This window comes from Lacinutrix iliipiscaria (assembly GCF_042686125.1).
Classification (GTDB): Bacteria; Bacteroidota; Bacteroidia; order Flavobacteriales; family Flavobacteriaceae; genus Oceanihabitans; species Oceanihabitans iliipiscarium.
In genome coordinates, this window is record NZ_JBHUOV010000007.1 from 183,017 (window position 1) to 195,841 (window position 12,825).

At 32.6% G+C, this 12,825-nt stretch carries 10 protein-coding genes; 4 read left to right on the plus strand and 6 right to left on the minus strand.

Translation table 11 applies throughout. From position 1 onward, the window contains the following. Positions 1-6 precede the first annotated feature (6 nt). The 3 genes from ACFS5M_RS11315 to ACFS5M_RS11325 form a co-directional block, all read right to left on the minus strand. Entirely contained in the window at positions 7-2,982 is a 2,976-nt protein-coding gene (locus ACFS5M_RS11315) for an amidohydrolase family protein (RefSeq protein ID WP_183488493.1), read from the minus strand. Between the two features lie 100 nt (positions 2,983-3,082). Further along, a complete protein-coding gene (locus ACFS5M_RS11320; RefSeq protein ID WP_183488491.1) occupies positions 3,083-3,424 on the minus strand; it encodes a hypothetical protein in 342 nt (113 codons plus the stop codon). A 44-nt stretch (positions 3,425-3,468) separates the two neighbouring features. After that, on the minus strand, positions 3,469-4,533 hold the full coding sequence (locus ACFS5M_RS11325) for a DUF3810 domain-containing protein (RefSeq protein WP_183488489.1): 1,065 nt from the start codon (positions 4,531-4,533) through the stop codon (positions 3,469-3,471). Positions 4,534-4,607: 74 nt separating this feature from the next. Between ACFS5M_RS11325 and ACFS5M_RS11330 the strand changes: the two genes are divergently transcribed. Next, on the plus strand, positions 4,608-6,068 hold the full coding sequence (locus tag ACFS5M_RS11330) for an aminoacyl-histidine dipeptidase (RefSeq protein WP_183488487.1): 1,461 nt from the start codon (positions 4,608-4,610) through the stop codon (positions 6,066-6,068). A gap of 84 nt (positions 6,069-6,152) precedes the next feature. After that, a complete protein-coding gene (locus ACFS5M_RS11335; protein ID WP_183488485.1) occupies positions 6,153-6,686 on the plus strand; it encodes a hypothetical protein in 534 nt (177 codons plus the stop codon). 54 nt (positions 6,687-6,740) lie between these two features. On the opposite strand, the gene ACFS5M_RS11340 is transcribed toward ACFS5M_RS11335, so the two are convergent. The 3 genes from ACFS5M_RS11340 to ACFS5M_RS11350 are packed head-to-tail and all read right to left on the minus strand — an operon-like array spanning position 6,741 to position 9,499. Continuing rightward, positions 6,741-7,940, minus strand: a complete 1,200-nt coding sequence (locus ACFS5M_RS11340; RefSeq protein WP_379898878.1) for a peptidylprolyl isomerase — start codon at positions 7,938-7,940, stop codon at positions 6,741-6,743. Position 7,941: 1 nt separating this feature from the next. Further along, positions 7,942-8,487: a gliding motility-associated peptidyl-prolyl isomerase GldI gene (gene gldI / locus ACFS5M_RS11345; RefSeq protein WP_183488483.1), complete on the minus strand. Its 546-nt coding sequence runs from the start codon at positions 8,485-8,487 to the stop codon at positions 7,942-7,944. After that, positions 8,480-9,499, minus strand: a complete 1,020-nt coding sequence (locus ACFS5M_RS11350) for a DHH family phosphoesterase (protein WP_183488481.1) — start codon at positions 9,497-9,499, stop codon at positions 8,480-8,482. Before ACFS5M_RS11350 ends, gldI begins: the two co-directional genes overlap by 8 nt. A gap of 169 nt (positions 9,500-9,668) precedes the next feature. Here ACFS5M_RS11350 and ACFS5M_RS11355 point away from each other — a divergent pair, with 169 nt between their 5' ends. Continuing rightward, positions 9,669-10,088 (plus strand): nucleoside-diphosphate kinase, encoded by a 420-nt coding sequence (locus ACFS5M_RS11355; protein WP_120201907.1) that lies wholly within the window; start codon positions 9,669-9,671, stop codon positions 10,086-10,088. Between the two features lie 113 nt (positions 10,089-10,201). Continuing rightward, positions 10,202-12,757, plus strand: a complete 2,556-nt coding sequence (locus ACFS5M_RS11360; protein ID WP_183488478.1) for a M4 family metallopeptidase — start codon at positions 10,202-10,204, stop codon at positions 12,755-12,757. Positions 12,758-12,825 lie beyond the last annotated feature (68 nt).

Here is a 12,825-nt window from a genome sequence, read left to right on the forward strand (position 1 = left end):
TGTTTTTTAGTGTGTATGCTCTTCTACTGAGTCGCAATGAAATGTTTCGTTATCTTTTTTCTTAATAGGAACTGTTTTTAGTCCCTTGTTTTTTGCTTGAAGCATCATATTAATGAGTTCGTTTTTTTCTTTTTTCATTTCTTTTCTTAACTGCACATCACGTTCAATATCAAAATAAGTGACACCTTCAATGATTGTCTTTTCAGCTTTAGCATAAATAGATAGAGGATGATCACTCCATAGTACAATGTCTGCATCTTTTCCAACTTTAATACTGCCAACACGATGGTCTATATGAAGTAATTTTGCTGGATTTAAAGTCACAAATTTCCATGCCTCTTCTTCGCTAATGTTTCCATATTTAACAGATTTCGCAGCCTCTTGGTTTAAACGTCTAGACATTTCGGCATCATCACTATTAATTGCAACAGTAACACCAGCATTATGCATAATTGCTGCGTTATAAGGAATAGCGTCATTGACTTCATATTTGTAAGCCCACCAATCGCTAAAGGTTGAGCCACCAACACCATGAGCTTTCATTTTATCGGCAACTTTATAACCTTCAAGAATGTGCGTAAACGTATTGATATTAAAATTAAATTTTTCGGCAACCTTCATTAGCATATTAATTTCACTTTGCACATAGGAGTGGCAAGTGATAAAGCATTCTTTGTTTAAAATCTCAACTAAAACTTCCATTTCTGTGTCTTTTCTATAAGGTTTTCCACTCTTTTTTAACGTCTCGTATTCTTGAGCTCTAGTAAAATAATCGATATAGAGTTGTTCTACACCCATTCTTGTTTGTGGGAAACGGTTAAAGCTTTGCCAATTACTTTGTTTAACATTTTCACCTAAAGCAAATTTGATGAATTTAGGCGAGTCATTATAAATTAATTGGTCTGCAGTCTCTCCCCATTTTAATTTTATGATGGCTGAACGTCCTCCAATTGGGTTAGCTGAGCCATGTAAAACTTGGATAGAAGTTACACCGCCAGCAAGGTTTCTATAAATATCAACATCTTCAGCATCTATGACATCTTCAATAGTGACTTCTGCTGAGGAATTCTGACCACCTTCATTAACTGAAGAGGTTGCAATATGTGAGTGTTCATCTATAATTCCAGAGGTAATATATTTTCCAGTTGCATCAATAATTTTTGCATTATTAGCACTTAAGTTATTTCCGATTTTAGCGATTTTACCGTCTTTAATTAAAACATCTGTTTGCTGTAAAACACCTTCAGATTCATTAGTCCAAACAGTTGCGTTTTTAAATAATATCGTTTCTTGTTGAGGTAATTTTTTAAAACCGTAAGCTTCATTAGGGAAAGTAATAGGAAATACTTTTACAGCATCCTTTTCTTTAGCGTTCTTTTTTGATGCTGTAGTTGGTTCTTCTTTGGGTTCTTTTTTAGCTGAGAATGTGGTCTCACTTCCATTAGGTAAAATTGCTTTACCGTTTAAAGTATTCGTATTTAAAACTTTAGAAACTAATCTCACATAATTTTGATTTGTAGAATCTAAGCTCGAAAATGTAAGATTAAGCCAATCGTCTTTAAATGTTATTTTAGAACCTAAGTCAGTATTATTGCTTTTTACTTTTGATTTTAATTGATCAACTTTTCCAGTTATAGTTAAGTCGTAAGAGTTTCCATTAAGTTTAAACTTATAGTTGCCTCGAATATCTTTAGTACTCATTGAAGTTATCTCATATTTTTCGCCTTGAACCCAGTTTTGATACAGAATAGTTTCTTTGTCAAATATATCTCCAGAGGTAATCAGAAAGTTAGCATAAGCACCATTTTTTAAAGCACCAATAAGGTTTGATTTACCTAAAATTTGCGCTGGATGAGTTGTGAGTGCTTCTAGGGCTTTGGTTTTATCTAAACCATATTCAATAGCCTTTAAAAGCTGTGGCATCATATCTTTAGGAGCATTAATTCCTTTAAGTGTAAAAGCAAATGTGATATTGTTATCTGCTAAAACTTTTGGATTGGAAGGCTTTTGATTCCATGCTCTTAAATCGGAAATATCAGCAGCATGAGATAAAAAAGGGTCTTCAACATCAAAAGCATCAGGAAAATTTAACGGAATGATAAGGGGTGCATTTGTTGCTTTTATGTCATTGATACGTTCATATTCATCACCACCACCGACAAATACAAAGTTCATGTGAGTTTCATTTCCAATGTGATTAAAACGAAGTACATTCATCTTGCTTCCAGCATCCATTATTTGAACTAAAGAGGTGTTGTTATTATAGGCGTCAAGCGTTCTGTCTTTTACTTTTGAATGGCCACTTGCATACCATTTTGCATCATAATACACTTGGCGTAATAAGGCCATGGTTCCCATTAAAGAACCAGGGTAAGATTGTCTAGATTGCACACTTTTTTTTGTCGAAAAATATTGAGCAGATCTATTATCAATGATTTGTGATGCCTGAGAGGTATTAGCTGTTAAGCCAATTAAAGCACCAGTCCCTCTAATAATACCATCTTGTAAATGGGTATTTACAACTCCAAAACCAGCTTTACGTAAAGAATGTGCTGTTTTATCATCATATTTGAAAAAATCAATGGCATTCTGTTCAGGTCTAATATGATCATTCCAATAAAACCCTTGTCTATTAGAATCATATTGTGGCTGATTTGAACGCGGTAGGGCCTCAGGTTTTGATATTCCAAAATCAGAGAATATATCTATAAAAGAAGGATAAATACTTTTTCCAGAAAGGTCAATAAGAACCGCATTTTTAGGAATTGAAACTGAAGCGCCAGCAGCAACTACTTTTCCCTCTTTAATAAGTAAGGTGCCTTTATCGATAATTTGAGTTGGTGTGATAAATATTTTTGCATTTGTAAAAGCAGTATAGTTTGAATTTGTAGTTTTTACACCATCGTTTTTCGGAAAATATTCTTGTGCTGTTGTTGTAAAACTATACAAGAACAGTGATAGTAAAAGGAGTTTTTTAATCATATTGGCTGGTTAAAATTGTAAAGCTTTAAATATAATTAAAAGGATTAATAAATTTTTAATTTATTGAAGAATTAACGTTTATAATATTGCTCTTATTTAATTATTTTTTGAATGATTCGTAGTCAATAGGTATGGTTAAGCCAGGAATCTCTAGCATTACTTTTTGCAATTCTTTCTGTAGTCTATATTTAGGGAATTCGTAAGAAGATATGTTCTTGTTAAAATTTTGAGGAGTGAATACTAAAGAGCCATTACTCATTTCATTCAGATTCTTAATAGGGAATGACGTTTTTTTTAAATTCTCCTTTAAGGCATGAATATTTTCAAACGTATAACTGTCAAATAGGTAATAATTTTTTTTAAGTAGGTTTTGTTGCTCCAAAGTTTGAGCAAAAGATAAGGTACTTATAAAAAGCGCAAGTAAAGTAATAGAAGTTTTCATAAAATGAAATATTATAACTAATATAAGGAATAAACTGCAAATAATTATAGCTTACTATCGTAATAATTTACAATTAAAGCAACGACATAACTGTAACTTTTCATGCCATCTTTTTGATTGTTAGCTTTTAAAAAAGTACTGTAACCTATTTTAAAAAAAAGTTCGCTTGGATTTTGATAGCTATCCCAAAACTCTTGGACTTCTTGGTAATTTTTCAAAATTCCTGGATTGATACTTTGTATTAATTCATTATAAATTACAGCATCTCTTCTATAAATTTCTATTAAACAATGTCTCAGTCCAAAGGTATAACCTGAGTATTTAAAGAATAAATCATTATGATGAGTGGATGCTAGAAACCCAATAAAATTAGCTTCGTTTTCTGCAGCATATCCAAGTTGATGAGCTACTTCATGAGATGCTGTCGTTGGGAACTTATAACTAGGAATTAAAGCATCAACATGTGCTTCATTGGTTAAAGGATTTAGGTAACCTGAAAATCCCATATAAGTCAAAGGCAAACTAAAGAGTGATTGTTTAATGCTCTTAAAGTTATAACTTAGATGTGGAAAATCTTTCTCTAAACTTGAATAGCCAAGTGGTACTTGTTTTAATATTTCGGTTTTGGTGTACGGAAAATCTACTTTCAAAGTATCGCTCTTGGAAAGTTGAAGGTGCAATGTATTCGATTTTTCAATTAACTGCTTAGTCACATTTATTAATTGATTTGTAGTATAGTCTGCTTTAAGGTTTAAGTTTTTATGTAAAGGCATTCGGTAATAATTCAATGCCCAAAAAAGGTGAAAAGCAAAATAAATTATAGATACAGCTGCAAAAACATCAATTAACCACTTCTTTGTGTCTTTAATAATTCGTCTTCTATTTTTTAGGAGCCATCTAAAAATGTAAATAATTGAAAAAGCATAAAATAAATCACCAAAAGAAAAAGGAATCCATCCTAATGTAAACCTAAAAAGATTTGAAATTACTGGATATAAACCATTGCTGTAGTAGTTTTCTATAAATTCAGGATAGTTAGAAAGCAACTTAACGATACAGTAAAGTGGTATAATAGAGAACGCAATATAAGGTTTTGGGTTTTTCAACATCTTTCAAAAATAAGCAAATGTTTGTAATACTATGTTAGTAATAATTACCTTTGTGAAACTTTTAAAACTTACAGATGAATTCAGAAATAAGACAATTACAGCCAGAACAACTTTGGAATAAATTTGCAGACCTTAATGCAGTACCAAGAGCATCAAAAAAAGAAGAACGCGTGATTGCGTTTATGAAAGATTTTGGAAACAAATTAGGTTTAGAAACGATTGAAGATGAAGTGGGTAATGTCATTATAAAAAAACCAGCAACATCTGGTATGGAAGACCGAGTGACTATTGTAATGCAATCACATTTAGATATGGTTCACCAAAAAAATAATGAGACTCAATTTGATTTTGATACACAAGGCATTGAGATGTATGTTGATGGAGATTGGGTTCGTGCCAAAGGCACAACATTAGGCGCAGACAATGGTTTAGGTGTTGCAACAATTATGGCTATTTTAGAGAGTTCAGAGATTGCCCACCCAGCAATTGAAGCTTTGTTTACTATTGATGAAGAAACAGGAATGACAGGAGCAATGGGTTTAAAAGGAGGCTTGTTAAAAGGCGGAATTTTATTAAATCTAGATACAGAAGAAGATGATGAAATAGGCGTGGGTTGTGCTGGTGGAATTGACGTTACAGCAACACGAACATATAAAGTTGAAGACACACCAGAGTTTAAAATAGGTTTTACTATTTCAGTTAATGGTTTGCAAGGAGGCCATTCAGGAATGCAAATTCATGAGGGATTAGGTAATGCTAACAAAATTATGAATCGTATTTTATTTGATGGCTTTGAAAACTTTGGCTTGCGTATTTCAGAAATTGATGGAGGAAGTTTACGTAATGCAATCCCAAGAGAAAGTAATGCAATAGTTGCTATAGATGCTGTGCATGAAGCTGCTTTTATTGCTGAAATGGAAGACATGGCAAAAACCATTAAAGCCGAATTAAAAACCATGGAGCCAGATTTAGAAATTACGGTTTCTAAAACAGAAACTCCAGAAACTATAATGGATCTTGGTGTGCAAGAAGGTTTGACACGTGCTATTTATGCAGCGTGTAATGGCGTGTATAGAATGAGTGCAGATATTCCTGATTTAGTAGAAACATCAAATAATATTGCGAGAGTTATAGTTAAAGATGGTGCAATTAAAATAGGATGTTTAACGCGTAGTTCTGTAGAGAGTTCTAAAATGGATCTAGCCAATACACTTCGAGCAACTTTTGAATTAACAGGTTGTGAGGTAGAATTTTCTGGCGATTATCCAGGTTGGGCTCCAAATATGGAGTCGTCGATATTAAAAGTCCTTGATGGTTTATATGAAAAAATGAATGGAGAGAAAGCACATGTTGCTGCATGTCACGCAGGTTTAGAATGTGGGATTCTTGGGACGAACTATCCAGATATGGAAATGATTAGTTTTGGACCAACAATAAAAGGTGCACATTCTCCAGATGAAAGAGCAAGTATTTCTTCTGCTCAAAAATACTGGAAGTTTGTTTTAGAGATATTGAAGCATATTCCAAAGAAATAAAATATAATTCGATTTTGTTGTTTTTTTATAAGATGATGTTTATCTTATAACACATTGATTATAAAAAACTTAAAAAATCAGTTTATGAAAATATTTAATATTTTTTGGTCATTATTTATTTGCTTTTTATTGTTTAGTTGTGGAACTAGAATTCCAGAAACAGATAATACACCACCTACATTCTCCTTTCAAATAACAGGAGATGGATTCCAGAAAACTTTTACTCAAGAAGATTTAAGTACTACTTATCAATTAAATATGAACGAGAATGCTACTTTTAGCATCGTTTTTTCTGGATTGGATAATGGAGGTATTTCTAGAGCTACTTGGGAGTTTTCGCATAGAGAAATAGAATTATTTGGGAATGTCCAAGAGGGATGGATTTTGAGACCCATTTCAACTTTTAATAATGCAATTGAATTTTTAGGGCAATCTTCAACACCTGTAAATGCGTTTGTTCTAAATCAAAGGTTTGGAATTAATGAAGATTACTTTGGATCAGGCGTTTTTAGAATTCGTGTTAGAGACTATGGAGGAGCTTCTGGAACAGAAAATCTAGTATCATACGAAATACAATTAAGTATAGGTGATTTTCCTACCGAATTAATTAGAACATAATCAAAAAGCCTTTAAATAGTATTTAAAGGCTTTTTGATTTATGGATGCAAAATGTTATTTCTTAATGCTTACAAGTTCTATATCAAAAATTAAGTTTGAATTCGCAGGAATTGGTCCGTTAGGAATTGCTCCATAGCCTAAATATGAAGGAATAAACACTTTGGCTTTGTCGCCAATATTCATTTTTAAAAAGGCTTCTCTAAAACCAGGGATTAATCCAGCATTCGGATTGTAAACACGATCAAAAGGTGCGTATGTACCATTTTCATTGTACATGCCATTTTCTTTAGCGACATCTTCCCAAGTGGTATAGAATAATCTTCCATCTTCAAAGTAACCTGCACAATCAATATTTACTTTATCTGTAGGCTTTGGTGTTTCGCCATTTCCTACTTTAGTTTTTATCATTATAATACCTGTTGGTGATTCAAAAACTTCACCTTGTAAATCTTTATTTGCTTCTTTAAAATTTTCTGCTGCTATTTTCGACTTTTCCTTTAAAGCTTCTAATTGTTTTTCTTTTAGACCTTCATGTCTTTCAGCAAGCTTAGGTTCATTTTCGGTAAACACTTTAGCAGCATCAAACGCTATTGCAGAGCTTCCTTTTCTTATAATGTTTAGCTCTTGAATAGTAACATCTTCAACAGGTCTGTTTCGAGCAGCAACCTTAACATTAGAGATAGAATCTTGAACGTCTAATCCTATAACTAACTCGCCAAATACAGCATGACAACTTACACCTCTTTGCTCGCAATTTTTTAATGAGCCATCTGGTAAGTAAGCATTTAAGTTTATGGTTGACTGAGAGACAACTTCAGTGATAAAAAATTGAGTGCCATTTGTGTCTAATCCACCAGAATTTGCCATGGATAAAATACCAGGTTTATCGTGTTTGAGTGTTTCATCAAATTCACTAAAAAAACGATATCCAGGATTTCCTGCTCCAGTAGCTGTATGATCTCCACTTTGAATCATAAATTTATCCATTACGCGATGAAAAATAAGACCGTTATAAAATGGTTTTCCTTTTAGAGAATCTACTACTTTAGGGTGAGTGCCTTCTGCTAAAGCTACAAAGTTAGCCACAGTAACTGGAGCTTTTTCGTAGAATAATTTAGCAACCATTGTTCCTTTACTGGTTACAAATTCTGCGTACAGGCCATCTTCTAAATCTGGGTATTTATCTTGGCATGATGTTGTGCTTAATAAAAGCGCAAGAATAAAAATTTTCATAGTTGTTTTTAATAAATTCATATTAATTAGATTGATTTTGAGTAATTGAGTTTACTGTGACTTCACATATTAGTGGCACACTTGTGCCAATTCTTTTGTTGTCTCCATAATAGCCATACGCTTTTTGCGAAGGAAATAGAAAAGTTACCGTTTCTCCAGTTTTCATTAGTTTTAAACCTTCACGTAAACCAGTAAACATTTCTTGCTTATCCATAGCGTAGTTTTGAGTTTTTAATTCTGTTTTAGAATATATGAGAGTTCCATTTAAATCCTTTATATTGTAATTGAAATTCACAACATCACCAAAATCTGGGGTTGCTAAAGAGTCCTCTTGTTTTGTATTGTAAAAATACCAAAACCCACTTTCTGAAGCAATATAATTTTCTTCAGGATTTTCTTTCATTATGGCTTCAATACTAGACTGTTCCTTGGCGTATAATTTTTTATTACGTTCTACGGATTCTTTTATAAAAGACCCAGATGTAACTGATTCGGGTTTTCTAGCTTCTGGTGATTTGCAAGAAAAACAGAATAAAAATACACACGCTATAATTAAAAATTTATTCATTATTTAAGGCAGTTTTATAGCTAGGTAATATACTAATAAATTTTTCAATGGTTTCACTAAGATTTAAATCACTTTTACCTCCTGCAGCATTTGTATGACCTCCTCCGCTAAAATGTAATCTTGAAAATTCATTTACAGAAAATTCTCCTTTAGATCGCAATGAAATTTTAATTATATTTTGTTGCTGATCTTCAATAAAAATTGCAGCAAAAATAATATGCTTTAGAGATAAAGCATAATTAACAAAGCCTTCGGTATCTCCTTTTTTATAATCAAATGAGTTTAATTCGTTTTGCGACAACGTAATATAAGCTGTATTGTATTCTGGCAACATCTTTAAGTTACTTAAGGCACAGCCTAATAATTGCAATCTATTAAAACTATTAGTATCATAAATAGCGTTATGTATCTGTGCGTTTTGTGCACCTTTAGTAATTAAATCGGCTATAATTAGATGTGTAGTACTGGTTGTCGATTTAAATCGAAAAGATCCTGTATCTGTCATAATACCAGTATACAAGCATGTCGCAATATTAGCATCAATTTTTGCGACATCATCTAAAAAATCAATAAAATTGTAAACCATTTCACAGGTAGAACTCATGTTTACATCACTATAGGTGTATAATGCATAATCATCAGGTTGTTGATGGTGATCAATCATTATTTTAAGGGCTTTACTTTGTTTTAGAATGGCTTCCATTTCACCAGTTCTATTTAAAGCATTAAAATCTAATGTGAAAATTATTTCGGCTTGATTAATGATAGAATTACTAGCTTCAGTTTGAGTATCATACTTTAAAATAGCGTGTTCATTTGGCAGCCATTTTAAAAATTCAGGATAATCATTCGGGGCAATAATACAGGCGTCATGATTGTATTTTAATAAATAATGCAAAAGCCCCAAAGTAGAGCCTATGGCATCACCATCAGGGTTTTTGTGAGGTACAATTACTATTTTTTTTGGCGAATTAAGTAGTGTTTTAAGACTTGAAATTTCTTGTTTTTTCATAGACAACGAATATACAATTTTTTAATAATGGTTTGTATTGTTTTTCTAAAGAAATACCTTACTTTTGCACCCGAATTATACGTGATTTAATGAAAATTTCCTTTAAGAATATTTAGATACAAAATTTCATCAAATTATATAAAACTGAAAAAAATAAATTTTTAAAAAAATGGCAACAAATAGAACATTTACAATGCTTAAGCCAGATTCTGTTGAAAAAGGGAATATTGGTGCAATACTTGAAAAAATAACAGCTTCTGGGTTTAGAATAGTAGCGATGAAATTAACACAAATGACTACAGCTGATGCTCAAGCATTTTATGCTGTACATAATGAGCGACCATTCTTTGGAGAGTTGGTTGAATATATGACTCGTGGGCCAATTGTAGCAGCTATACTTGAGAAAGACAATGCTGTTGAGGATTTTAGAACGTTAATAGGTGCGACTAATCCTGCTGAAGCAGCCGAAGGAACGATTCGTAAATTGTATGCAGCCTCTATCGGAGAAAATGCTGTACACGGAAGTGATAGTGATGAAAATGCAGCGATTGAAGGTGCTTTTCATTTTTCAGGAAGAGAAATGTTTTAGTTTAAAATCCGAGCATAAAAAAAAACCTGCAATTTAATTGCAGGTTTTTTTTGTTAGTCCTATTACACTTATATTAAATATAGAATATTATCTTTAGCAAAAAAATCAAATTGATGAAGAATTTAATTCAACTTTTTACTGCATTTTCATTTCTTACAATGACTATGTATGCTCAAAATCCTCAAGATGCCATTAAAGAGTTAGAGAGGACTGCAAATGCTAAAATTACTATAAATGAAAGCTTAAATATTGCTGAGTTTATAAGGTTTCCAAGTCATAACCCGTTAGAGGTTAGTGGCTCCACAATTCAAGAAAAAACGTTTTCTTTTTTAGAAACTTATAAGCGTATTTTTGCATTAAATTCACCTGCAAATGAATCTTTTACTGTTAAAAGTGTGAAGACTGATAATTTCGGATTTCAACATGTATCGCTTCAACAAATTCATAATGGTATTCCAATTTATGATGGAACGTTAAGATTTCATTTTAACAACGAAAGCAAATTAACTTCAGTAAATGGTAATTTTATTCCAAATATTAAATTAAATGCCATTCCAAATATAAGTGAAGCTATTGCTAATTCTGTGGCAACTCAGACTATTGAAGGGCAGGATATAAATAAATCTGGAGCGCCTTTATATATCAATAAAAATACTTTGTATGTTTTTCAAAAAGGATTAGCTCAAGGGCATTATACAACGCGTCATTTGGTATATGAAGTTGAAGTTCGTAATAACTTAGATGTTAGAGAATTTGTTTTTGTTGATGCACATTCTGGTATTGTTGTTGAACAATTTACTGGAATGGCTCATGCTTTAGATCGTATAGTTTATGAAAACAATGAAGGCAATATTGTCTGGCAAGAAGGTGATGCTTTTCCAGGATCGTTAACCATATGGCAAAGAAATGAAGTTGAAGCTTCAGCGCATATGTATAACTTTTTTAATAATGCTTTTGGATATCAATCTTACGACGGAGCTGATATTACGATGCGAACAATAAATAATAATCCTGGTATCTCATGCCCTAATGCTAATTGGAATGGTTCTACAGCTAATTATTGTGATGGGACTGCATCTGATGATGTTATTGCTCATGAATGGGGACATGCTTATACAGAATATACAAGTGGTTTAATTTATTCTTACCAATCTGGTGCCATGAATGAGTCTTATTCTGACATTTGGGGAGAAACGATAGACATTTTAAATAATTATGAAGATGCAGATGATGATGTATCCTTGAGAACTGGTTGTAATAGCTCTGACCGTTGGATGATTGGTGAAGATGCAACAGCATTTGGAAGTGCAATCCGCGATATGTGGAATCCACCTTGTAAAGGTGATCCTGGTAAAGTTACAGATGGAAACTATTGGTGTAGTACAGGAGATTCAGGTGGTGTTCATATAAATTCAGGAATACCTAATCATGCTTATGCTTTATTAGTCGATGGAGGAACTTATAACGGACAAACAATAACTGGTTTAGGATTTACCAAAGCTGCACATATTTTTTGGCGTGCACAAGAAACGTATTTAACTGCAACTAGTGATTTTGCTGTTTTAGCAGATGCCTTAGAATCATCATGTACTGACTTAATAGGAATTAATTTACAAGGTTTGTCAACAACTAGTACTCCTGCAGGTCCTTCAGGTGAAATAATTACTATTGCAGATTATAACCAACTTGTTAACACGCTTCTAGCAGTTGAATTAAGAATAAACCCTGATGCTTGTGGTTTTGAACCAATTCTTGATGCCACTCCAGATTTATGTGGAGCAGCAACAACTAACGCTGTTTTTATGGAAGATTGGGAATCAGGTACTGGAAGCTGGACCATAACAGAAATTCCTACTAATCCATCTACTTGGGATTCAAGACCTTGGGTTATTGAAACCAACAGTCCAGATAGTTGGCCAAGTCAATCAATATTTGCTGCTAATCCAGTAAATGGGGATTGTCGTAGTGATTTAGAAAATGGAATTATTAGATTACAAAGTCCGGAAATAATTTTACCGGATTATGATGAGGGTACATTTGAAATGGCTTTTGATCATTATGTTGCTACCGAACCAGATTGGGATGGTGGAAATATGAAGTATAGTATAAATGGTTTAGATTGGTTTGTTTTACCAAGTGATGCTTTTCTTTTTAATGCGTATAACGGAGCAATAAATGGAGGTGAAAATGATAACCCAATGCCTGGAGAACCAGCCTTTACTGGTGTAGATGGAGGTTCGTCTTCTGGAAGCTGGGGAAAAAGTGTAATCGATTTATCTGCTATCGGACTAGGAGCAAATGATTCTGCTTGGTTTAGATGGGAATTGGGAAGTGATGGTTGTAACGGAAGAATAGGATGGTACTTAGATAATATTGTAATTTATAATTGTGCAAGACCATTATCTGTTGAAGAATTTGAAACTTTAAATCGTAGTATAATTGTTTTTCCTAATCCGTCAAATGGCGTGTTTACTTTAAGTAAGACTCAACAAATAGATTTGAAAACTGCAGAAATACACGATATTAATGGTCGATTTATCAAGCATATCGATTTATCAACCATGAGTTTAGAGCAAAATATAGACATGACTAATTTGTCATCAGGTATTTATTTTATGACTGTAAATTCTATCCATGCTAAAACTGTTATTAAACTGGTTAAAAAATAATATTTAAGTAAATTATTTACAAGCGTCACTTTTCAGGTGACGCTTTTTTTTGAAAATTTATCATAAAA

Excerpts from the sequence above, each read along its gene's own strand:
- ACFS5M_RS11360 (WP_183488478.1), top strand. The coding sequence starts at position 10,202 with ATGAAGAATTTAATTCAACTTTTTACTGCATTTTCATTTCTTACAATG.
- ACFS5M_RS11335 (WP_183488485.1), top strand. The coding sequence starts at position 6,153 with ATGAAAATATTTAATATTTTTTGGTCATTATTTATTTGCTTTTTATTG.
- ACFS5M_RS11340 (WP_379898878.1), bottom strand. The coding sequence starts at position 7,940 with ATGAATTTATTAAAAACAACTATGAAAATTTTTATTCTTGCGCTTTTA.
- ACFS5M_RS11350 (WP_183488481.1), bottom strand. The coding sequence starts at position 9,499 with ATGAAAAAACAAGAAATTTCAAGTCTTAAAACACTACTTAATTCGCCA.
- ACFS5M_RS11315 (WP_183488493.1), bottom strand. The coding sequence starts at position 2,982 with ATGATTAAAAAACTCCTTTTACTATCACTGTTCTTGTATAGTTTTACA.
- ACFS5M_RS11355 (WP_120201907.1), top strand. The coding sequence starts at position 9,669 with ATGGCAACAAATAGAACATTTACAATGCTTAAGCCAGATTCTGTTGAA.
- ACFS5M_RS11330 (WP_183488487.1), top strand. The coding sequence starts at position 4,608 with ATGAATTCAGAAATAAGACAATTACAGCCAGAACAACTTTGGAATAAA.
- gldI (WP_183488483.1), bottom strand. The coding sequence starts at position 8,487 with ATGAATAAATTTTTAATTATAGCGTGTGTATTTTTATTCTGTTTTTCT.
- ACFS5M_RS11320 (WP_183488491.1), bottom strand. The coding sequence starts at position 3,424 with ATGAAAACTTCTATTACTTTACTTGCGCTTTTTATAAGTACCTTATCT.
- ACFS5M_RS11325 (WP_183488489.1), bottom strand. The coding sequence starts at position 4,533 with ATGTTGAAAAACCCAAAACCTTATATTGCGTTCTCTATTATACCACTT.